Origin of the sequence: Leptothermofonsia sp. ETS-13 (genome assembly GCF_049200465.1) — a bacterium.
Lineage (GTDB): Bacteria > Cyanobacteriota > Cyanobacteriia > Leptolyngbyales > Leptolyngbyaceae > Leptothermofonsia.
In genome coordinates, this window is record NZ_CP120836.1 from 2,908,218 (window position 1) to 2,930,221 (window position 22,004).

Annotated in this window: 22 protein-coding genes and 1 other RNA gene; 11 read left to right on the forward strand and 12 right to left on the reverse strand. The window is 49.8% G+C overall.

The window, feature by feature from the left end; translation table 11 throughout:
* The first annotated feature begins 62 nt into the window (after positions 1–62).
* From P4D80_RS13260 to ftsZ, 5 genes are all read left to right on the forward strand, one after another.
* Complete coding sequence (locus P4D80_RS13260) at positions 63–1,136, forward strand: WG repeat-containing protein (protein WP_421654467.1); 1,074 nt, start codon at positions 63–65, stop codon at positions 1,134–1,136.
* Positions 1,137–1,395: 259 nt separating this feature from the next.
* On the forward strand, positions 1,396–2,616 hold the full coding sequence (locus P4D80_RS13265; RefSeq protein ID WP_421654468.1) for a metallophosphoesterase family protein: 1,221 nt from the start codon (positions 1,396–1,398) through the stop codon (positions 2,614–2,616).
* A 170-nt stretch (positions 2,617–2,786) separates the two neighbouring features.
* Positions 2,787–3,869 (forward strand): phosphate ABC transporter substrate-binding protein PstS, encoded by a 1,083-nt coding sequence (gene pstS / locus P4D80_RS13270; RefSeq protein ID WP_421654469.1) that lies wholly within the window; start codon positions 2,787–2,789, stop codon positions 3,867–3,869.
* A 294-nt stretch (positions 3,870–4,163) separates the two neighbouring features.
* Positions 4,164–5,015: a cell division protein FtsQ/DivIB gene (locus P4D80_RS13275; protein ID WP_421654470.1), complete on the forward strand. Its 852-nt coding sequence runs from the start codon at positions 4,164–4,166 to the stop codon at positions 5,013–5,015.
* Positions 5,016–5,394: 379 nt separating this feature from the next.
* Positions 5,395–6,525: a cell division protein FtsZ gene (gene ftsZ, locus P4D80_RS13280; RefSeq protein WP_421659533.1), complete on the forward strand. Its 1,131-nt coding sequence runs from the start codon at positions 5,395–5,397 to the stop codon at positions 6,523–6,525.
* 120 nt (positions 6,526–6,645) lie between these two features.
* Here ftsZ and P4D80_RS13285 read toward each other — a convergent pair whose 3' ends face one another.
* Positions 6,646–7,431, reverse strand: coding sequence for an MBL fold metallo-hydrolase (locus P4D80_RS13285; RefSeq protein ID WP_421654471.1), 786 nt, complete (start codon positions 7,429–7,431; stop codon positions 6,646–6,648).
* 42 nt (positions 7,432–7,473) lie between these two features.
* On the opposite strand from P4D80_RS13285, the gene thiD reads away from it, so the two are divergent.
* Positions 7,474–8,280 (forward strand): bifunctional hydroxymethylpyrimidine kinase/phosphomethylpyrimidine kinase, encoded by an 807-nt coding sequence (gene thiD / locus P4D80_RS13290; protein WP_421654472.1) that lies wholly within the window; start codon positions 7,474–7,476, stop codon positions 8,278–8,280.
* A gap of 21 nt (positions 8,281–8,301) precedes the next feature.
* On the opposite strand, the gene P4D80_RS13295 is transcribed toward thiD, so the two are convergent.
* The 4 genes from P4D80_RS13295 to P4D80_RS13310 all read right to left on the reverse strand — a co-directional run bounded on the left by P4D80_RS13295 (position 8,302) and on the right by P4D80_RS13310 (position 11,140).
* Complete coding sequence (locus P4D80_RS13295) at positions 8,302–8,715, reverse strand: hypothetical protein (protein WP_421654473.1); 414 nt, start codon at positions 8,713–8,715, stop codon at positions 8,302–8,304.
* A gap of 146 nt (positions 8,716–8,861) precedes the next feature.
* On the reverse strand, positions 8,862–9,233 hold the full coding sequence (locus P4D80_RS13300; protein WP_421654475.1) for a phasin family protein: 372 nt from the start codon (positions 9,231–9,233) through the stop codon (positions 8,862–8,864).
* A gap of 293 nt (positions 9,234–9,526) precedes the next feature.
* Positions 9,527–9,623, reverse strand: an RNA gene (ffs, locus tag P4D80_RS13305) — signal recognition particle sRNA small type.
* Positions 9,624–9,880: 257 nt separating this feature from the next.
* A complete protein-coding gene (locus P4D80_RS13310; RefSeq protein WP_421654476.1) occupies positions 9,881–11,140 on the reverse strand; it encodes an alpha/beta hydrolase fold domain-containing protein in 1,260 nt (419 codons plus the stop codon).
* A 250-nt stretch (positions 11,141–11,390) separates the two neighbouring features.
* Here P4D80_RS13310 and P4D80_RS13315 point away from each other — a divergent pair, with 250 nt between their 5' ends.
* A complete protein-coding gene (locus P4D80_RS13315) occupies positions 11,391–11,942 on the forward strand; it encodes a PTPA-CTERM sorting domain-containing protein (RefSeq protein WP_421654477.1) in 552 nt (183 codons plus the stop codon).
* A 381-nt stretch (positions 11,943–12,323) separates the two neighbouring features.
* On the opposite strand, the gene P4D80_RS13320 is transcribed toward P4D80_RS13315, so the two are convergent.
* The 7 genes from P4D80_RS13320 to P4D80_RS13350 all read right to left on the reverse strand — a co-directional run bounded on the left by P4D80_RS13320 (position 12,324) and on the right by P4D80_RS13350 (position 18,893).
* Positions 12,324–13,130 (reverse strand): ion transporter, encoded by an 807-nt coding sequence (locus P4D80_RS13320; RefSeq protein ID WP_421654478.1) that lies wholly within the window; start codon positions 13,128–13,130, stop codon positions 12,324–12,326.
* A 17-nt stretch (positions 13,131–13,147) separates the two neighbouring features.
* Positions 13,148–14,410 carry a SufS family cysteine desulfurase gene (locus P4D80_RS13325; protein WP_421654479.1) on the reverse strand — a complete coding sequence of 421 codons (1,263 nt, stop codon included), beginning with the start codon at positions 14,408–14,410 and terminating at the stop codon, positions 13,148–13,150.
* Between the two features lie 6 nt (positions 14,411–14,416).
* Positions 14,417–15,763 carry a Fe-S cluster assembly protein SufD gene (gene sufD / locus P4D80_RS13330; protein WP_421654480.1) on the reverse strand — a complete coding sequence of 449 codons (1,347 nt, stop codon included), beginning with the start codon at positions 15,761–15,763 and terminating at the stop codon, positions 14,417–14,419.
* A complete protein-coding gene (gene sufC, locus P4D80_RS13335; RefSeq protein WP_421654481.1) occupies positions 15,760–16,545 on the reverse strand; it encodes a Fe-S cluster assembly ATPase SufC in 786 nt (261 codons plus the stop codon). The genes sufD and sufC overlap by 4 nt, the downstream gene beginning before the upstream one ends.
* Before the next feature lie 104 nt (positions 16,546–16,649).
* Positions 16,650–16,952, reverse strand: a complete 303-nt coding sequence (locus P4D80_RS13340; protein WP_421654482.1) for a hypothetical protein — start codon at positions 16,950–16,952, stop codon at positions 16,650–16,652.
* 46 nt (positions 16,953–16,998) lie between these two features.
* Positions 16,999–18,435: a Fe-S cluster assembly protein SufB gene (gene sufB, locus P4D80_RS13345; protein ID WP_421654483.1), complete on the reverse strand. Its 1,437-nt coding sequence runs from the start codon at positions 18,433–18,435 to the stop codon at positions 16,999–17,001.
* A gap of 95 nt (positions 18,436–18,530) precedes the next feature.
* Positions 18,531–18,893: a ferredoxin thioredoxin reductase catalytic beta subunit gene (locus tag P4D80_RS13350; RefSeq protein ID WP_421654484.1), complete on the reverse strand. Its 363-nt coding sequence runs from the start codon at positions 18,891–18,893 to the stop codon at positions 18,531–18,533.
* A 177-nt stretch (positions 18,894–19,070) separates the two neighbouring features.
* Between P4D80_RS13350 and sufR the strand changes: the two genes are divergently transcribed.
* The 4 genes from sufR to hemC all read left to right on the forward strand — a co-directional run bounded on the left by sufR (position 19,071) and on the right by hemC (position 21,682).
* A complete protein-coding gene (gene sufR / locus P4D80_RS13355; protein WP_421654485.1) occupies positions 19,071–19,727 on the forward strand; it encodes an iron-sulfur cluster biosynthesis transcriptional regulator SufR in 657 nt (218 codons plus the stop codon).
* A gap of 279 nt (positions 19,728–20,006) precedes the next feature.
* Positions 20,007–20,366: a hypothetical protein gene (locus tag P4D80_RS13360; protein ID WP_421654486.1), complete on the forward strand. Its 360-nt coding sequence runs from the start codon at positions 20,007–20,009 to the stop codon at positions 20,364–20,366.
* Positions 20,359–20,490, forward strand: a complete 132-nt coding sequence (locus tag P4D80_RS13365; RefSeq protein ID WP_421654487.1) for a hypothetical protein — start codon at positions 20,359–20,361, stop codon at positions 20,488–20,490. The genes P4D80_RS13360 and P4D80_RS13365 overlap by 8 nt, the downstream gene beginning before the upstream one ends.
* Before the next feature lie 211 nt (positions 20,491–20,701).
* Entirely contained in the window at positions 20,702–21,682 is a 981-nt protein-coding gene (gene hemC / locus P4D80_RS13370) for a hydroxymethylbilane synthase (protein WP_421654488.1), read from the forward strand.
* Positions 21,683–22,004: the final 322 nt, after the last annotated feature.

Sequence of the window (22,004 nt, forward strand, 5' to 3'; positions counted from 1 at the left end):
TGCCTCGAAAAATTGAACTGTTGCATTGTAGTCACTGAATGCCCCCACTCAAATTTCCCGTGATGCTTGGAAAGCTGATCGAGGCGCGATCGCTCATGGCTGTTGGAGTTGTATCCCTGAGTGCCGCAATACTCTCTGCCTGTAAACAGCCCTCTGCCTCGAAACCGACTCCCGCTATGGAGTTATCTGGCCACGCCATCAATTTTGCCATTCCACCCCAGTTCCACGATGGCAGCGATTTTTCTGACGGAATGGCCATGGTCTACAAGTCCAAAAAAATTCGCTACATCAACCGCCAGGGGCAGATGCTGGCACTCCAGTTCAACCAGGAGTATCCGTTTTCTGAAGGGTTACGCAGGTTCTTGCAGGGTGGTCGGTGGGGGTATCTCAACAAACAAGGAAAAATAGCTATCAAGCCTCAGTTTGCTGAAGCTAGAGAGTTTTCTGAGGGACTGGCAGCCGTTCGGCAGGGCGATCGCTGGGGATTTGTCAACAAACGGGGGCAGATGGTCATTCCTCCACAGTTTGTTGTCTTCAAAAACTTCTCTGAAGGACTGGCGGCGGTAAAAATGAGCAGTCGGTGGGGCTATATCAATAACCGTGGAGAAGTAATTATTACCCCTCAATTTCTGGAAACTTCTGGTTTCCACGACGGTCTCGCCTGGGTTAAGACGAAAAGTAAGGAAGGCTACATCAATCGACAAGGGGAGTTGGTCATTCAAACTCCCTATTCTGTAGGTGTATTCCATGAGGGACGGGCACGAGTCAAGATCTTTGACAAATTTGGCTATATCGACAAGTGGGGACAACTTGTGATTCGGCCTCAGTTTTCGATTGCCCAGGATTTTTCTGAAGGACTGGCGCAAATTCAGGTCGAAAACAAATATGGCTACATCGACAAGCAGGGACAGATTGTAATTCAGCCCCAGTTTGTAAAGGCACTTAATTTTTCTGAAGAATTAGCACCTGTCATGGTGGGCAATCGCTGGGGCTACATTAATCCACAAGGACAGATTGTAATTCACCCCCAATTTGTCTCAGCCCGCAAATTCTCTGAAGGATTAGCGCTCGTCTGTCCCAGGCTCCGGAGTTGTGGTTATATTCGACACCCACTGAAGGCAAAACCAGCAGGGTGAAGAGGTAGCAGATAGCAGGAGGTGGCAGGCAAGAGAGTGAAGGGTTAGATGGGTGGAAGAGTTTTGAGTTCTGAGTTCTGAAGTTTTCTCCAACCCCTCATCCTTCGCCCCCAATCTCCAGTCCCCAGTCCCTCCTGATTCCTGACTCCTGGCTTTTGACTCCTTCCCACATCCTGTCGCTCATTTAATTCATCAATCGAACATCGCGTTTATAAGGTAATGTAATCCATGGAAACTCACCCTGGATGCGTTACCTTCTATGCGTTCCCAGCGATCGCTCTCCCGCTTTCTATTTGCAGGCATTATCGGACTTTGCCTGGCTATCACGCTGCATGCATGTCAATCTATTAATACATCCCAGACACTGACTGCTACTGAGCAAGCCGCTACTCCGCCAGCCCAGGTCGCTCCCCAAACAGATGCTTCACCCCTACCGCCAGAAACAGCGGCGATCGCAGCGACGGCTGGACCAAACGGACTGTTCGATCCACCCCGTGGTGATGTCCGGTTTGTCGTAATCAGCGATCTAAATGATGTCTACGGTTCCACCGACTACCCGCCAGAAGTGGATAAAGGCATTACCCTGATTCCCTTCTGGAAGCCCGATATGGTGCTTTGTAGCGGAGACATGGTTGCCGGACAAGACCCAACCCTCACCAATGAACGGCTGCGAGCAATGTGGCAGGCATTTGATGATCATGTGGCCGCTCCCCTTCGTAAAGCTGGTCTGCCCTATGGGTTTACAATTGGCAACCACGATGCCTCCAGTGCTCTGGGGGTAACTGGCAAATTTCTGTTTGAACGGGAGCGAAATATCGCTGCGGAGTACTGGAAAGATCCGGCACACGATCCCGGTGTGCAGTTTATCGATAGGAAGGAGTATCCCTTCTACTTCACCTTCGAGTTTAAGGACATCTTCTTTCTCGTCTGGGATGGTTCATCCAACCACATTCCCAAAGAGAAGCTGAATTGGGTAGAGAAAGCGCTATCGAGTGAAAAGGCACAAAGTGCCAAAATGCGAATTCTACTGGGACACCTGCCCCTCTATGCGGTGGCGATCGGTCGGAACGAACCCGCCGAAGTAATGGAAAACGCTGATCAACTGCGGGCAATGCTGGAGAAGTACAATGTTCACACCTATGTGAGCGGACACCATCACGCCTACTACCCTGGCCACCGGGGCAAATTGCAACTGCTGCATATGGGCATTTTGGGTGCTGGTCCTCGCCCACTGGTAGACGGAACCCCTTCCCGCAAAGCCCTCACTGTTTTAGATGTCAAATTTGACTCCCCTGAACTGACTACCTACACCACCTACGATATTCAAACCCTTCAATTAATTGAGTACAAGCAACTGCCCCGGTTTCTTACCGGACATAACGGTATCGTCCTGCGCCGAGACGTAGAGTGGAATGCACTGACAACCGAAGAGAAAGCATCCTGTATCAGCAAGTTGGGCAGCAGCCTTTGTACGGCATAGAAGCAAAGAAAAAGCTGGATTCAGGAGCTAGGAGCCAGAAGCCAGGAGTTAATTCAGAACTCACCGGGGACCAGCTTCTACCATGTCGGTAATAAAGGAGTCAGGAGTTAATTCAGAACTCATCCCCCCATCCCCTCATCTACCCCTTTCCCTGTTTCATCGAGGTTCTCGTGGTTACCCGACTCATCACTTCCCGCCGAAGATTCCTGGTTTCTTTAGCTGCTTTTGCTTTGGGTATCAAAGCCTGTCAATCACAGACTCGGTCCCCCCAATCCTCGCCTGCCCCAACGGTGAATGGAACTCCTATTTCGCTTTATGGAGCAGGCGCAACCTTCCCATCGTTTCTTTACCTGCGCTGGTTTAGCGATTACAACCGCCAGCATCCCAATATCCAGATCAGTTATCAACCAGTCGGGAGTGCTGCTGGGATTCAGCAATTCATTACAAATACAGTGGATTTTGGAGCCAGCGAGGTGACGTTAACGGATGCTGAACTGGCTAAAGTCAGCCGGGGAACTGTGTCGATACCCACCACCGCTGGGAGTATTGCGGTGGTTTACAACCTGCCAGGAATTGAAAGTGGGCTCAAACTCTCGCGCCAGGTACTTCCAGCAATTTTTCTGGGCCAGATTACTCGCTGGAATGATCCCCAGATTGTTGCTCTGAATCCGGATATAAAATTGCCCGATGAAAAGATTTTGCTGATCCATCGCTCAGATGGTAGCGGCACAACGGCTGCCTTCACCGCTCACCTGAGTGCGATTAGCTCGGAGTGGAAGGAAAAGGTCGGCACTGGATTGAATGTTGCCTGGGTTGCTGGCGTTGGGATTAAAGATAATTCGGGAATTGCAGCCCAAATTCAACAAGTCGCAGGCACCATTGGCTATGTGGAATATGCCTTTGCCAAACAGCTGGGGTTAGCGATCGCCACCCTCCAAAACAAAGCTGAACAGTACATTCCCCTGACAGAAGAATCGGTCTCTAAAGGGCTGGCATCCATCCAACTCTCAGATGATCTACGCGGTTCCGTTCCCGACCCTGATAATCCTGCCGCCTATCCCATTGTGACCTACAGTTGGACACTCGCCTATAAACGCTACGACGATCCACAAAAAGCCAAAGCCCTGAAAGATGTCCTTCAGTGGGGGCTGACAGAGGGGCAAAAGTTCGCTGCCGAACTTGGCTATGTCGCCCTCCCAGAGGATGTCACCCAAAAAGCAATCGCCGCACTGGCACAGATTGAGGGTGGCTGAGGGGGAGGCTTTTAGTTGTTAACGAGCCTAACCACCAGACTAAGGCAGGGGTGCAGGGGTTCCACCTCTGCCTTAGGGCACAGCTCCTACTCCTCCCCCTTTACCAATTCGTGATGACTACCTACTTAGTTAGCAGTCCTAAATGAGATGGAGAGGCTTTGTGAGAAGGAGTTCCTGCGGAACTCCTCTCACAATTCAAATAGGATCGCTATAGTTTGTCGAAAGTCAGGTATGGTAGGTTAGCTAATCTATAGACTTAGACTCGGAACTTGAGAAATCTGGATGACTAGCATCGTGTCAGTTTCACGAACAGAGTTAGCCCAGCGGCGGCAGAAGTTACGGCTTCGTCGTCGAATAAAGTTTCTTCAAACAGCCTGGCGAATACTGGCAGTCAGTGGGCTGGCAGGTGGGCTGTTTTGGGTCACCACCCTTCCTGACTGGGTCATTCGCCGCCCTGAGCAGGTTGCAATTGAGGGGAACCACTATCTGCCTGATCAGACCATCCGGGCTTTACTGCCCATTTCCTATCCACAATCCCTGTTGCGGGTAGAGCCGCAAAAGATTACGGATACCCTTAAGGCAAAAGCACCAATCGCAGAAGTCGTGGTGAGCCGCCGCCTGGTTCCACCGGGGTTGGTAGTGCAGGTAAAGGAGCGATTTCCGGTGGCAATTGCTTTCCAGACGGCTGCCGATACCCCACTGCTGCTTCAAAAGAGTGTAAAAAACCAGAGATCCGTATCCAATATTGGATTACTGGACGAAAAGGGACTTTGGATTCCAATTGAGCTGTATACTTCCCTGGATCAGTCTCTGAAGTTGCCTACTCTAAAGATCGTTGGTAATTTTCAGCAATATCGACCTGCCTGGGCAAAACTGTATCGAGAAATTAGCCGTAGCCCGGTAAAAATTTCGGAGATTGATTGGCGAGACCCGGCTAATCTAATCCTGAAAACAGAACTGGGCGTTGTTCATCTAGGTCCCTACAGTTCTCAATTCACCTATCAACTCGAAAAACTAGACGAAATGCGAAAACTTCCTTCCCATCCCAGTTTTAGCCAGATTGCCTACATTGATCTGCGAAATCCAGACAACCCAATTGCTCAATTGGAGAAATCTAAAGACCTTGTAAAATCAGGCACTCCTTAGGTTTGGATGTATGAGAACATTAGAAGCTGACCAAGTAGATGGCTGGATCTCGTTGCTTCGATTAGTCAGATTAAAATAGACGTTTCAAGCTGTTGCAAATCTGCCCCTATTGTTGGTTTTTTGAATAACTTACCCTATAGTTGACAAGGTCTAGAGTTGAGAGGTCGAAACACTCATTGCAATTCTAAAGACGCTTGGATACTAACGACACTTAAATAGTAAACAGGCTGCTATTCCAATGACGCTTAATAATAATTTAGATCACGCCCACGACGGCTCTCACACCGAAGAACAATCAGATAATTCGCTGGCAATGAACGCTTCGAACTCCTTTGGCAACTCCGGACTACACTTAAGTCAATCTGCTAAGGCAAGAGGTATGCCTGGGGAAGAATCAAGGAGTGGTGAAATTGTGCCAAGTAGCGTAGCCAAGATCAAAGTCATTGGTGTCGGTGGTGGTGGCGGTAATGCGGTCAACCGCATGATTGCAAGTGATGTTTCGGGAGTGGAGTTCTGGTCGATTAATACTGATGCTCAGGCATTGACCCATGCCTCAGCTCCCCATCGACTTCAGATGGGACAGAAGTTGACCCGAGGGCTGGGGGCCGGTGGGAACCCGGCGATTGGTCAAAAGGCTGCAGAAGAGTCTCGTGATGAGATCGCCACTGCCCTAGAAAATGCTGACCTGGTGTTCATTACCGCAGGCATGGGTGGCGGTACAGGTACTGGAGCAGCTCCGATTGTAGCTGAGGTTGCTAAGGAAGTAGGAGCGTTGACCGTTGGCGTTGTCACCCGTCCTTTTACGTTTGAAGGTAAACGCCGTACCAACCAGGCAGAAGAGGGGATTGCTGCGCTACAGAGTCGGGTAGATACACTCATCATTATTCCCAACGACAAACTGTTGTCCGTCATTTCGGAGCAGACCCCGGTTCAAGAAGCCTTTCGGGTTGCAGATGATGTTCTGCGGCAGGGGGTTCAAGGCATTTCTGATATCATCACCATTCCGGGCTTAGTCAATGTAGATTTTGCCGATGTGCGGGCCGTGATGGCAGATGCAGGCTCGGCATTGATGGGAATTGGGGTAGGTTCGGGCAAATCTAGAGCCAGGGAAGCCGCCATGGCGTCAATTTCTTCGCCATTGCTGGAGTCTTCAATTGAGGGAGCTAGGGGGGTTGTCTTCAATATTACGGGTGGTTCGGATTTGACATTACATGAGGTAAATGCTGCAGCAGAAATCATCTACGAAGTGGTTGATCCTGAAGCCAATATTATCTTTGGTGCCGTGATTGATGAACGGATGCAGGGTGAAATTCGGATCACCGTGATTGCTACGGGCTTCACCGGGGTGGGGAAACAACCCATGATGTCTAAACCCACAGGCTTGCGTCGTCCAGTCACCTCTCCCCATGTTGGTAACCCTCCTTCCCCACCGCCCCCCGAACCTCGTAACAAACCTTCTGGCGGATTGGATATTCCTGAGTTCCTTCAGCGACGGCGGCCACCACGGTAAGAGAGAAGAGTTGTTGGTTGCTAGTTACGGTGAGGGGGGAGGAGTCAAAAGGGACTGGGGGCCAGGGATAAAGGATTGGGGGAAAGTCAGAACTCGAAACTCATCTACCCATCCTCTCTTTTACCCTTGTTGTTGGGAGAAGGTTAACTCCAGGGTTTCTCCGGGGAATGGGACGATGAGTTGGGTTGATAGGCCTGAAGTAGAAAGGCGATCGCGAAACTCCTCCACACTGCCAACGGACTTGATCAACATAGGCAGAAGGCCGCTCGTGCGGATATCTCCCATCGTGGTGGGCAAAAAATAGCGTGGCTTGACCGTTTCAACCAACTGTATCGCTTGTTCGGGACCCATAATTACCTGCCCCAGAAGAGGGAAGATTTGACCGATGACGGGGGCGATCGCCACATCCACCGACCCAATTTTTGCAGCAAGTTCCTGCATAGGAGCCTGATGCGGTTCATAGTAGAGGGTTGCGCCTGTGACCAGATCCCGCAATAGATAGCCGTTTTCGACCTGCCCAGGTTGAATCTCGGCTCCTAAAACGCTGGTAATTTGAAGCGTTTGGTCGAATTCAACTTTCTGCCAGTGGGAAAGCTCAGTTACAGACTGGTAGCCCAATGACCGCACCACTTTTGCAGCCGTCGGCGAAGCCACCACCGGAATGGAATGGTCTAGCCTCTGCAATGTTGGCTTATGGCAGTGATCATCCACTCCCTGGGAAAGCAGAATTAGATCAATTCCTGGTAAGGTATCGGGAGTAAACGCCAGAGGAGTATTGTGATATGCCGTATACAGCCAGGGCAATCCGTAGAACTCCAGCGGGTCAACTAACCAGGGATCAACCAGGATAGTCTTTTCGGCAATCTGAAAAATCCAGCTATTCAGGTCAATCCGGGTCAGCCTCATGGGAATCCGTAATTTTTCTTAAAGATCTATTCTCATTTTACTATGACGACCCTTGCAACTATTCCTGTTGCCATGACCATCGCCGGTTCAGACAGCGGCGGTGGAGCCGGTATTCAAGCAGATTTGCGCACGTTTGCATTCCATAGGGTGCATGGTACCAGTGCCCTCACCTGTATCACAGCGCAAAACACTCTGGGCGTCACGCGGGTTGACGCCCTTCCACCGGAAGCAGTGGCAGCTCAGATGGAGGCAGTGGTTAAGGACATTGGAGTGCAGGCTACAAAAACGGGAATGCTGCTAAATCAGGAAATTATGGCGATCGTGGCTGAACAGGTTAAAGCCCTGGGTCTGGGCAATCTGGTGCTTGATCCGGTTATGGTATCGCGGACGGGAGCACAGTTGATTGATGATGGGGCGATCGCGACTCTCCGTTCTTCCCTCATTCCCCTGGCAACGGTGCTGACGCCCAACCGCTATGAGGCTCAAATTCTGGTAGGCATGGAAATCCATACATTGGAGGATATGCAAATCGCCGCACGACAAATTCACCAACTAGGAGCCAAAGCGGTGCTGGTGAAAGGGGGAGGCATGGGGGGAGACCTGCGGGGGGTAGATGTCTGGTTTGATGGGCAGCAAATGGAGACGCTTACGACTGAGACGGTTGCAACGACAGACACCCACGGAACAGGTTGTACTTTGTCTGCTGCGATCGCGGCCAATCTGGCCCTTGGCAGGGAGCCACTAACTGCCACTTACCTCGCCAAAAACTACGTCACCACCGCCCTCAAACATTCCCTCAGAATTGGTCAGGGACAGGGACCCGTTGGACACTTTTTTCCACTGCTATAGCAGCCTGCCACACAATTGTTCTTACGACGAATGGTCTTCCTTCCACACCGATTCCCAATCTGGGCACTTTTCGCCTTCCCAACCGTAGGGATGCATGCCGCAAACCAGCATCGTCCCCCCGTATACCTGACCGTGATAATGGCGACAACCTACACAGGCGGGATGATCATTCAAAAAGGGTTCCACTGTATGGGTAACGGGTTGGGTCGTTTCCTCGACAATGATTTCAAACCCCAAATAGGCTTCCAGAATCGGATCAATAAACTCGTTGAGGCGAGGTTCAATCTCGGTCTCAAAGGTGATTTGCATCTGTTCAACCATCTCTTCAGAGGCATCCACAAACGCATCTATCATTTCGCCAACGTCTTTGGCAATTTCGGTGAAAACCTGCTCAACTTCCTTAACCATCGCTTCCATCACTTCGAAGAAATTCAATGACCAACCTTCCATACGCCTTTAAAGAATCTATCCACTAATCAATTGATAAGGATACAGACGTAACATTTCTCCGAAGAATTGTGGAATTTCTACGGGGATCGCTTTACTCTATCAAATTGTATCTGTTAAGGTAGATGGCTGAGTTAAAGCTTATCTTTCTTCAAACGCCTCAACTCTTCCTGCAGTTCCATCACCCGGCGACGCAACTCCTCAGTTTGGCTGGAAGATGGGCGAGCAGGTTCTTCATCATCTGTAATAATTTCAATACGACGCGGCTCAGCAGGTTTTTCGGGAGCAGGAGACTCAACAGGAGACTGTTGAGCTTTGTTAAGCATCTCATCCACAAACTTGCGAGCCTCTTCAGCCGTCATTTCTCCTCGCTCGACCATTTCATCGGCCAGCTTTTGTACCTGAACCCTCAGCTCAGACAGTTTTTCACTTGCTTTTTCACCAGCATAGGAGGCGACCCCAATCCCCAGATAAACCGCTTTTTGAACTAAATCTCCCAAACCCATAACAGCAATAACTCCTATTTGATTTCAACGCTCCAGCTTACCCCAAATGCTTCAAGAGCCGGCACGGATTACGACTCCAGCATAGGAAGAAAGCTAGGGAACTGTCACGATCGCTGCTGGATGAAATCCGTACCTGAGGTTTCGTTAATCACGACTCTGGTAAGATCTCCGACTCCTGAGTCGGATTTAGCCGATCCAAGATTTCAATCAAGAAGTCGGAAATTTAGAAGTTGGAGATCGAGGTAGCTTGAATGATCGCAGTGAGCTCTGATGAAGCGAGATCCGCTCAATAAAACGACCCGGAGTCCACGCCTATCACAAGCATCCCGTATTGCTGCTACCTTCCGGTCCTGACAAGGTTAAGGCGTTGCGATCGCATGGGTCCGGATCAACTCAAGCATAGCATCATCTGTTCAGGGGAAGTGAGTTGAGTTCTGAATTATAGCGGTAGTCATTATGGTTAGGACGGGGTGCAGGGGTGGAAACCCTGGCTGGGGGCGAAGCCCCCACTCCCTCTCTAATTCCAATGTCCTAATGCACCCGCGTAAAGCTATAAAGGCGAAAGGGTAGGTGAGTGGACGAGCGTAAGAGTGGATGAGTGGGAGAGTAGATGAGTCCCCCATCCCCCCATCCCCCCTCCTCACCCCTCACTCCATGCCCATTGCCCAGGCCAGAAAGCGCTCCGTGTAGTAGAGAGCCAATTGATTGCTAACGCCATTGAAGACGGTATCAAAGGCGTGCTCGGCCCAGGGAATGTTGAGCCAGAGGGCAAAGTTGTTGGTTTGCTGTAACTGACGGTAAAGGGTTTGCCCAAACTTTGCCTGAACGAGATGGTCTCGATCGCCATACACCAGTAAAGTCGGTGGCAGCGATCGCCGGACGTAAGTAATCGGAGACGCTTGACGATACAGATCGGGCAGCTCATCCGGCGTACCACCCAGAAATGTTCTTAAAACAAAGCGGGTATTGATGGGATCGGGAACGGGGAGGTCATTGTAGCCTTCAACCAGATCAACGGGACCGTAGTAGTTGACCACCGCTCGCACAGGGGGAGCATCGGGCTGATAGGCGGCCAGCATTGCCAGATGGGCACCTGCCGATCGCCCCATGAGTGCGATTCGCGTGACATCAACTTCCAATTCATCGGCGTGTTTTTGGATGTAAGCGATCGCCGTTTTGACATCTTCTATCTGGGCTGGATAGTGGTATTGCGGCGCATGGCGGTAATCCAATGTCACAACGGTATAGCCCTGAGCTGCCATGTACCGACTAAACATCTCATCATTATCAGGACTGCCCCCCTGCCACGCTCCGCCATAAATGATGATAATTGTCGGGTACTTTCCAACGGACAAAGGCTGATAGGCATTCAGCCTTAACGTCACTCCATCCGGTGCCGCAAATGGAATTCGCTTGATCACGCGAACATCTGCTATGGGAATTCCCCGAAAGGTGGCAGCCAGGACGAATGGCTGAGGACGCATTCTGGCCCGCATCGTCATAGGGATCCTTTCCAGATAATTCACTCCCAAAACCGTTTGCATCTCGGCAGCAAAGCGGGCCTGGGTTGCAGGAAACTGTACCAACGGCAAACTGCTGAGAATTAAACCAACCAGACTAAAGCTGAGGGCAATAGTGTATATCCAGCTTTTGGAAAGTCCCAAAATAGCAAGCAGGAGTGCGATCGCATTCACCGCTATCAGCCACGGACTTACCTCTGGCGCACCAATTCCCAGGGGCAAGAGCGAAAATGTAGGAGCCGGAACCACAATCCAGAGACTGAGGAAAAGCCCAACTACACTCAAAAGAACGGGAATGAAGAGAGAAATTGTAAAAGCAACCAGCAAAGCTATCATTCGTTTGCTGGGGTGCTTTTGTCTACGGTTAGTGTGGATTGGAGAAGGCATCGAGATATTGCCAAAATGACAGTTCTAAAGCTGGTACAGCAACAACCGTATTAAAACGATTTCAATCATTAAACCAAAGATGACAATCCGTAAGCTGGTACAACAATAGAACAACCCTAAAGTTTCAACTACTACCTTGTTTTTGGGATTTGCAGCTATCGATTGATGAAATCTTGAGGATTTGCTGATTTCACTTCCAAAAAAAGGGGACTCTACCACCCAACGTTCATTTTTTTTGGAGGAATCAACGATGACGACCTCAGTCATGAAGAAGTTATCGGTTGCTGCGGCTGGCGCAGCGTGCATTGCATTAGGAATAGCCAGCTTGGAAGCTTCCCCAGCTCAGGCGGCTATTCTAACGGCTCCGTTCACAGTTTCAGTACCCGTTGGAACGGGTACTGAAACTGGTACAGGGACTGTTACGTTCGACTCTGATTTCGTATCTGCGATCGGGTTGGATGTTGTCAATCCTGTAGAAGGGCTGTTGAGTTTAAATCTCAACTTGCTAGGCAACACATTTACAGAAAGTTCATCGGCTGCCTTTCCTGTCTTACCTGCACTCTTTTTCAACAATGGAGCGATCGCAGGTTTGCTGTTTGACTTCGAATTAGCTCCAGGAACCCAGGCTTTGCTGGTTCCCTTTACGAACCAGGTGTTCACCAGTGCAGGCGGTATCGGTTCCGTTGCCTTCAGTGAACCCACTGCAATCCCAACTCCGGCTTTGTTACCAGGGTTGGTTGGGTTAGGCATGAGCATTGCAACACTGCGTAAGCGTCAGGCTGAAAAAGCCAAGCAAGCTTAAGCCAAAAGCCGATAGGGTGTTTCTCACAATATTTGGGTGTTTCTCTACCTGGTTTTCTGGTTAAAAACCAGAACCACGGCAGGTGTACAGTTGTTCAACGACGTCCAGCACCAACATTTCAGTTGGTGCTTTCTTTCTTCTATAGCTCTACGCGGGTGCGTTAGGATCCTTACAAAAATAACTTGAGTAACTTCTAAAACATGTTGCCTGCCTACAAGGCTTTCTAAGTTTTGGGAGTGCAATTTAAATTGCAAGGATCCTTAGGACATTGGAATTAGAGAGGGAGTGGGGGCTTCGCCCCCAGCCAGGGGTTCCACCCCTGTACCCCGTCCTAACCATCATGACTACTGCTATATTTCATACCCATTCACTTAACAATGTCTATTTCTTCATTCCATCTACCGGGCAGGCGGCGTTTGGCAACCTCGTGCCGCAGTTCTTGCAAAACTGGGCGTCCATATCATGGAGTGCCAGATGGCAGGTGGGGCATGGGGTTGCTATCTGGTTGGCGGTTTTTACCAGTCGGCGCACCAGGTCACCCAACTGCCAGGGAATGATGACCACTCCCGTCAGGATCATCAGAATTGTCAACAGACGACCTGTTTGGGAAAGGGGTGTAACATCGCCAAAGCCAACGGTGGTCATAGTGGCAACGGAGAAGTAAACGGCATCCAAAAAGGTGCCAAAGATGGTGGGACTTTTGGGGTGCTCGACCTGGTAGATGAGACCAGCGTAGACAAAGATAATAATAAATAACGTCAATAAGATGCGAGCAAAAATTGCACTATCTTCACGAGTGATGTAGCCAACAATCGTTTTACCTTCGATAAACCGGATCAGGCGTAAAATCCGAAACCAACGAAAGACCCGGATGAAACTGATATTGAAAATTCCAATCAGAAAGGGAAAGACAGCAAATAAGTCAATAATGGAATAAAGGCTGAAGAAGTAGCGAAGCTTATTGTCAGCGACCCACAAACGGAGTAGATATTCGATCGCGAAAATAATCAGGATGCCCTTATCGATCGCGTTCAACTCCGCCCGCAACCCATCGGGAATTGGATAGGTCTGGGCCACAAAAATGGCTGAAGAGAGTAGCACCAACCCGATAATTCCCAGGTTAACGATCTTACCAACGGGGGTTTCAACGTCTTCCAGGTAGAAACCGATCGTTTTGCGCAACTGCATTGGTGATGAAATGTTTTCTAGCCAAACAGACTGCCAAAGAATTCGATCGCCTCTTTTAACGCTGCGATAAACACATCAATTTCTTCACGGGTGTTGTAAAAGTAGAGGCTGGCCCGTGCAGTGGATTGTGCTCCCAGATAACGATGCAGCGGTTGGGTACAGTGGTGCCCAGCCCGAATTGCAACACCTGCCTGATCTAGAATGGTAGAAAGATCGTGGGGATGGGTGCCACCTGCGGTAAAGGCGACTAAAGCAGCCCGTCCACTACCGTCGGCCTTTGGCTTTGGACCATAGGTTCTCACTTCGGGAATTTGCTCAAGCTGCTGAAATAGATAAGCGGTGAGTTCTTCCTCATAAGCATGGATTTTGTCCATCCCAATGTTGGTGAGATAATCCACAGCCGCACCAAGGGCGATTGCTTCCGCAATAGCAGGTGTTCCCGCCTCAAATTTATGGGGCAGATCGGCATAGGTCGAATGATCCAGGAACACATCTGCAATCATCTCTCCACCCCCCAAAAATGGCGGCATGGAGCGTAGTAAATCCAGCTTGCCATAAAGGAACCCAATTCCTGTAGGACCGCACATTTTGTGACCAGTGGCAACGAGCCAATCACAATCGATAGCTTGTACATCAATCGGCAAATGAGGAACCGATTGAGACGCATCGATTAGCACTCCGGCTCCATAACGGTGGGCCTCAGCACAAATCTCCTTGACTGGATTAATGCAGCCCAGGGTGTTAGAGATATGGACAACCGCGACGAGTTTTGTTTGATCCGACAGTAGAGATTTAAAGTGCTCAAAGTCAAACTCTTCCGTTTCCGTTAATTCAACAAATTTCAGAACAGCCCCCGTTCGCTGGGCAATTAGTTGCCAGGGAATCAGGTTACTGTGATGCTCCATCACTGTCAGGATGATTTCATCACCCGCTTGTAGATTCGCTAAACCCCAGGAATAAGCCACTAAATTAACGGCCTCACTGGCGTTACGAGTGTAAACAATTTCCTGGCGGGAAGCGGCGTTGATGAATGCTGCAATCTTATCCCGTGCCCCTTCATAAGCATCCGTTGCCCGCGTACTTAACGTATGCACGCCCCGATGGACATTGGCATTATCGTGTTCGTAATAGTGTTGGATGGCATGAAGAACCGCGATCGGTTTTTGAGAGGTGGCTGCATTGTCTAGGTAAACTAAGGGCTTTCCATGGATTTTTTCATTCAGAATTGGAAAGTCTGAACGAACTTTGGCCGCGATTGTTTTCTCTTGAGTGAATGTCATTGCAGTTTAGAAGTGTTCTCTAACAAATTGGGTAAGCGTATCTTGAAGGGATGGAACAGGAATTTCACGAATCACATCGTAGGCAAAGGCATAGGTCAGTAGTCGGCGGGCTGTTTCTGCATCAATGCCGCGACTTTGCAGGTAGAAAACTTCGTCGTTTTCTAACTGGCTGACGGTAGCTCCGTGGGCACACTTGACGTTATCGGCTGTAATTTCCAGTTGAGGTTTGGTGTCTACACGCGCTTTAGGCGAAAGTAGCAAAGTCCGACTGACCTGTCCAGCATTAGTCAGTTGGGCAGGTTTGGGAACAAAAATCTTGCCATTAAATACTGCATGGGCGCGGTCGTCCACGATGCATTTATGGATTTGGTGACTGGTACCGTAGGGTTTGGTGAAAGCGATCGCACTATGAGTATCCGCCACCTGTTCACCCGCAATCAGAGTTAACCCATTCAGTGTGGTTTCCGTCTGCTCTCCAGTCTGGTAAATCTCCAGGTGGTGCCGGGAAAGCCGGGCACCGTAGCTGATGGCGTTGCAGGTGTAGCGCGAGTCCCGTGCTTGAGAAACCGCAGTTTTACCAATGTGGAACGCGGCCTCAGCATCCCTCTGAATTCTAGTATGATGCACCTCAGCACTGGCTTCAACCCAGATTTCCGTCACTGAATTCGTGAAATACACCCCTTCCCCTAGTGAGACATAGTCCTCAATCAAAGTCAGACGGCTATTCGGTTCAGCCATCACCAGTGCGCGGGGATGGCTAATGAATGCCTGTTCAGCCGTTGTGGAGATAAACAGGAGATGAATTGGGACTTCCGGGGTTTGGTTTTTAGGCACGCAGGCGATCGCCACGTCCCTCAAACTGGCGGAGTTCAGTGCCGTGAAAACCTCGTCCGCTCCCTGTTGCTTTGCCAGATAATCGGGCAGTCGATCCCGCAGAGAGCTTTGCTGAACGGCGTCCAGATTGCCTGCAATCAAACAGGTTGAAATCACAGGTGCATTTGATAGGGATGGGGCGAATGTTCCGTCAATAAACACGAAACGGTAAGCGGGCTCTGGAAAGATGAAAGCGGCAATCTCAGTGGGGCTGATAGCCGATGGTTGAGGTTGGGCGGCTTGAAAATGGGTTTGGAGCAATGGAGATAAATCAGTAAATCGCCATTCCTCATCTTTGGTCGAGGGAATAGCCAACTCCTGGACTCTGGCAGCGGCGCGATCGCGAATTTCCTGTAACCTGGCTGCAGGGCGATCAAGCTGGGGGCACAAATCGAGCAACTCCATCAGGTAAGCGGCGCGATCGCTCCCCTTCCCATTGGTCGTTTTTACATCAGAAACGGTAGACACTTGAATCGTCATTTTGCCCCCACGACCTCCTCTTCACGCACCCAATCGTAACCACGCTCCTCAAGCTCTAACGCCAATTCTTTGCCACCAGTGGTCACAATGCGTCCACCTTCCATCACATGTACATAATCCGGCTCGATGTAATTGAGCAGACGCTGGTAATGGGTAATCAGAATGATCGCATTCTCCGGCGTCGTCAACTGATTCACACCATTAGCCACAATCTTGAGCGCATCAATATCCAGACCCGAATCGGTTTCATCCAGAATCGACAGTTTCGGCTCCAGCAATGCCATTTGCAGAATCTCATTCCGCTTCTTCTCACCGCCAGAAAACCCTTCATTCACACTGCGGCTCAGAAACGCCGGGTCCATTTTCACCACATCCAGCTTTTGTTGAACCAACTCATCAAAATCAAACGCATCCAGTTCATCCAGTCCCTGGTGCTTTCGCTTCGAGTTGTAGGACACCCGCAAAAAGTCCAGATTACTGACCCCGGGAATTTCAATTGGGTACTGAAACGCCAAAAACACACCGGAACGAGCCCGGTCTTCCGGTTCCATTTCCAGCAAGTCCTGTCCCAGGAAGGTAACCGTGCCTCCGGTGACGGTGTAGTCCGGGTGCCCTGCCAGTACTTTTGAAAAGGTGCTTTTACCAGAACCATTTGGCCCCATAATGGCGTGAATTTCACCCGCTTTCACCTCCAGATTCAATCCCTTCAGAATTTGAACCCCATCGACTTCAGCAGTTAAATCCTGCACCGAAAGAATGATTTCACTGTCATTACGAATCACTTTCTAATCCCTCTAAACTACTGACGAATTGCTATAGCTGCCCAATGCGTTTCAGGATTGCCAGAACTTAAACTTTATAAAGCTCGTTTCCAGGGTTCCGAATTTCAAAGATCCTGGATGTGCATAGTAACTAACTGTGCAGCAGCAATTGCTTTGCGATTCATAAAGTCGATCTCAACGGGACTGACCAGATCGACGATGATGACAGACTCATCGGCCAATTCAGCTTGCTGTTCATCCACTGTTTGCAAATCTAACTGATCTCGAATCGACTCTGGAATGGCTAGCAGTGATACCCCGCCGTCCACTAAAGTTCTGACTTGAGTGTGTTTGACTTCACCCTCTTGAATGTTGCCTGCTAGATCCAGTCTATTAATCAATTCAATATCTGCGTAGGTAATTCCCATGTTTGCGATGTTTATTGAACAAACCTTCCTGCGAAGGTAATTGTAATTAGCCAACGCTACCTTCCAGTTTCAGACTGAGGAGGCGATCAGCTTCAACCGCAAACTCCATCGGCAATTGGTTAAACACATCCTTACAGAAGCCGCTGATCATCATAGAAATGGCATCTTCTGCGGAGATACCCCGCTGGGTAAAGTAAAACAGCTGATCTTCGCCAATTTTGGAGGTCGAAGCTTCGTGTTCGACTTTACCAGTGTTGTTCTGCACCTGAATGTAGGGGAAGGTATTCGCCTGAGCGTTGTCACCAATCAACATTGAGTCACACTGGGAGTAGTTACGTGCACCCGTTGCCTTAGGACCGATCTTGACCAAACCGCGATAGCTATTTTTCGATCGCCCCGCCGAAATTCCCTTGGAAATAATCGTGCTGCGGGTGTTCTTACCAATGTGAATCATCTTGGTGCCCGTATCGGCTTGCTGGTAGTGATTGGTAAGGGCAACGGAATAAAACTCACCGACGGAGTTATCACCCACCAGGACACAACTGGGATACTTCCAGGTAATGGCCGAACCCGTTTCTACCTGAGTCCAGGAGATTTTGGAGTTAACCCCCTGGCACAGACCCCGTTTGGTCACAAAGTTATAGATACCGCCCTTACCGCTGGCATCTCCGGCGTACCAGTTTTGTACGGTGGAATATTTAATTTCGGCATTGTCCAGCGCAACCAGTTCCACGACAGCCGCATGAAGCTGGTTGGTGTCATACATGGGAGCGGTGCAGCCCTCCAGATAGCTAACGTAGCTGCTTTCATCGGCAATGATCAGTGTCCGCTCGAACTGTCCGGTATCTCCGTTGTTAATCCGGAAGTAGGTAGACAGTTCCATTGGGCAGTGAACGCCCTTGGGAATATAAACAAAGGAACCATCGCTGAAAACTGCCGAGTTGAGCGCTGCAAAGTAGTTGTCGGCGGGTGGCACGACACTGCCTAAATACTTCTGCACCAACTCAGGATACTCCCGGATAGCTTCGGAGATAGAGCAGAAAATTATGCCTTTTTCCGCCAGCTTTTCCTTAAAGGTGGTTGCGACGGAAACGCTATCAAAAATGGCATCGACCGCAACGTTGGCCAGCCGTTTTTGTTCTGAAAGAGGAATACCTAATTTCTCAAACGTCTCTAGCAGTTCTGGGTCAACGTCTTCTAAACTCTTCTTCTTTTCTTTCTGCCTGGGAGCGGAATAGTAGATGATGTTCTGATAGTCGATAGGGGGATAGCTGGCATTTTGCCAGGTGGGCTCGGTCATTTTGAGCCACTGGCGATAGGAGCGCAAACGAAATTCCAGCATGAATTCTGGCTCTTCTTTCTTGGCCGAAATCAGGCGGATAATGTCTTCGTTCAACCCGCGGGGAATAGTGTCAGATTCGATATGGGTGACGAATCCGTACTTGTAGGGTTGGTTGACCAGGTTTTGGACGATCGCACTCATCAGGGTGTCTCTCTACAACAGTTTTGAGTTTTGAGTTTTGAGTTTTGAGTTTGAGTTCAATGACCGAGAACTCGTAGTGCAAAACTCATTGTGGTTCAGTATTGACCCGTAATGGCTCTAATCTCTTCGAAGGTAATTTCCTGCTTATCGCCAGCAAAATCATTGTCAGGCGTCAGGAAGAGCATACAGTGGCACTCTTTGCGTTCGCGCATGGGGACGCAGGGACAGTTCCAGTAGGCAGCAGCGACCTCAGCCTCCTTATCTTCATAGTGACGACAGGGGCAAAGGGGCGAGCCTAGCTCATCCTTATGCCGAGCCAGACCTTCAATCACAACCGCTGTCACCCCAGGATCAACGCAGAAGTAAGTGTTTGTACGTTTGGCATAGGTTTCTGAGAAGTGCCTCATGGCTTCGAGGCTTTTGTCTGAGGCTTTTGGGGGGTTGGCTTCTGTATTCATGAGGCAGCGCGACAAGACGACGGATCGATTCTATAATTAAAACAACATGTTTGTTGCTTAACTACATTGTAGGGTACTTTAGCAACACCTTTGTTGTCAAAGTAGATCTGAAATCGTGCGATCGCACTCAAATCTGCCTTGCAGCCTATGGCGCAAGTTCTAACCCCCGGGAAGAGAATGACAGCCACTCAGCAGAACTCTACTAAACAGGACATCCTGCATCTTCTTTTGAAGCAGGGACAGGCAACAGCACAAGAGTTAGCTGAACATTTACAAATCAGCGCCCAGGCGATTCGTCGGCACTTGAAAGACTTAGAAACGGCAGGGTTGATTGTCCATCAGGTGACCAATGAGGGGATGGGTCGCCCCAATTACGTTTATGCCCTCAGCCGGGAGGGGCGCAATCAGTTTCCCCATCGCCATGACGAATTTGCGATTTCTCTGCTAGATACCCTGACCGAAACGGTTGGTCCAGACCAGGTGGGCTCTATTCTGCGGAAGCAATGGGAGCGGAAAGCACTGGAGTACCGCCAACGGTTGGGGAATGGCTCCCTGGAGGAGCGGGTGAAAAGTCTGGTCGGGATGCGACGGGAAGAGGGCTACATGGCAGAGTATTACCCTGTCGATGAGAAGGGAGCTCAACAAGCAGATGGTACTTCTTTTATTTTAACAGAGTATAACTGCGCCATTTCTCAAATTGCAGAATCCTATCCCAGTGTGTGTGGGCATGAGTTGGAGATGTTTGCGATCGCTCTGGATTGCGACGTTGAACGTACCCATTGGCTCGTAGACGGCGAACACCGCTGTGGATATCTGATTAGAGCCAGGAATTGAGAAGGGTGAGGTTAGTTGTTAGAGCCCCCCTCCCCTTGTTCACAAACGATGTGTGAACGCTAAATTGCACCCTATCGCAGTCCTCCGATAAAGAGGACGCAGGGAAAGCACTTTTACAATCCAGATAGGACTGCTTAAATACCAGTGCGCTAATCTGAGTAAAGCAGTCCTACACCATTGGTCAATCAGGGGCGTTGAAAAATCCTTTTCCATAGGAAATGGGGTTTTTCCAATTACAGTAGGACGGTGATCGCGAACGGTTGAGTTCTAAAGATTCCCATGCAACCCTATACAGAATTTTTGACGGCTGAGGAATGTGCTGAAGTGGATAAGGCACTGCTGACTTCCCATGACAAATTTACTGTACGGGTGGCAATTTATGCCCTGCGATCGCTCAAGCAAATTGCTCAACAGCATCAAACCACCATTGACGCTCTGACATCCGAACAGATTGAAGACTGGGTGTATCAGGATGAGAGCTTACAGGGAGGGAGCGATCGTCAATTCAAGCAATTCTTTTCCAAGTTGGTCAGCTCATCCCTGACCCCGCTCAAACTCATTGCTCAAGAATTTGGAGTAAGGGTGGAAGATTTAGCCATTCCCCAAGTTATTTCCTGGTTTAGGAAAGACTTTGATTGAAAAGTTTGGACCAACTGGTATGGGTGCTTTCAATCCCATCCTGGAATTTTTAATTCTGGCGATCGCCGTGCAACTGCTGGCCGATGGTGTTCTAGAACTGCTCAAACCCACTGTAACCAGCTAACCCAAAAACCAGCTAACTCAAAAGAGAAGGTTACAAGCATAACGCTCCTTCTTGAAATTGGAACGGGGTGCAGGGTTGGGACCCTGCATGGGGGCGATTACTATCTATTCTTAACTATCTGTAATATTTAATTCCTGCGTCCTTTACAGATACGGCTGCACACTGCGGTACTCTGAAAAGAGTGACTTCTCCCGTTTCAATTCCTGAATTTATGACACTGTCTGCATCGCCGACTGTTTCCAGCTCTAAGCGCACCATCCGGATTGGCTCTCGCAAAAGCCAATTAGCCCTGATTCAGACTCATTGGGTGCAGGAGCACTTGCAGAAGGCTTTTCCCGATCGCACCTTTGAAGTCCAGACTATGAGTACCCAGGGGGATAAAATCCTGGATGTGGCTCTGGCAAAGATTGGCGATAAGGGGCTCTTCACCAAAGAACTGGAACTTGGCATGTTGAATGGCGACATCGATTTTGCCGTTCACTCCCTCAAAGACCTGCCAACGCGCCTGCCAGAAGGGCTGGTTCTTGGTTGTGTCACTGAGCGCGAAAATCCGGCAGATGCTCTGGTTGTGCATGAAAAGCACAAAGATAAACAACTCGATACCCTCCCCCCCGGTGCAGTCATTGGCACCTCCTCCCTGCGACGGTTGGCACAACTGCGGCATTACTACCCCCACTTCAGCTTTAAGGATGTGCGGGGCAATCTCAACACTCGCCTTTCCAAGCTCGATGCTGGGGAGTACGACGCACTCATTTTGGCCGTTGCGGGTTTGCAGCGGCTCGGTATGGGCGATCGCATTCATCAGGTGATTCCAGCGGAAATCTCCCTCCACGCAGTAGGTCAGGGAGCACTGGGAATTGAGTGTCGCGCCGACGATACAGAAGTGTTAGACCTGCTAAAGGCATTGGAGCATCTCCCTACCGCCTACCGTTGCTATGCAGAAAGAGCCTTCCTGCGGGAGTTGGAGGGAGGGTGCCAGGTACCCATTGGCGTGAATACCGTTTTAGATGGAGATAATCTCACGCTGTCAGGAATTGTGGCAAGCTTGGATGGGCAAAAGCTGGTAAAAGACACCATCACTGGCCCCATGACTGATGCTGAACGGCTTGGTACCGAACTTGCCCAGCGTCTCCGCCAGCAAGGAGCGCAAGCGATTTTGGACGAAATCCTGGCAACCATCCAGAGAGGGTAGTAGAGTTCTAAATCAGGAATTACCCCGGAATACTTCCTCTTTGCGCTGATATAAAGCGTTGATAAAGGTTCAGGATTACCCAAAAAGTTAACAAACTTGAGCCAGAATACCTGAGTGGGTTGTCCACTTTGGCAAGCTGGCTCTATTTGTTGTGCCCGTGTCATCTGCAACTACCCCTACCCTTCTCACCTCATAAGCAGCTCCACCCAATTAATTATCAGAAGAAAGAATGGGGGCTGCGCCCCCAGGCAGGGGGTTCCACCCCCTCCACCCCCAAATCTATCTTCAATTTAATTTTGTCCAGTTACTTACCTCACACCTT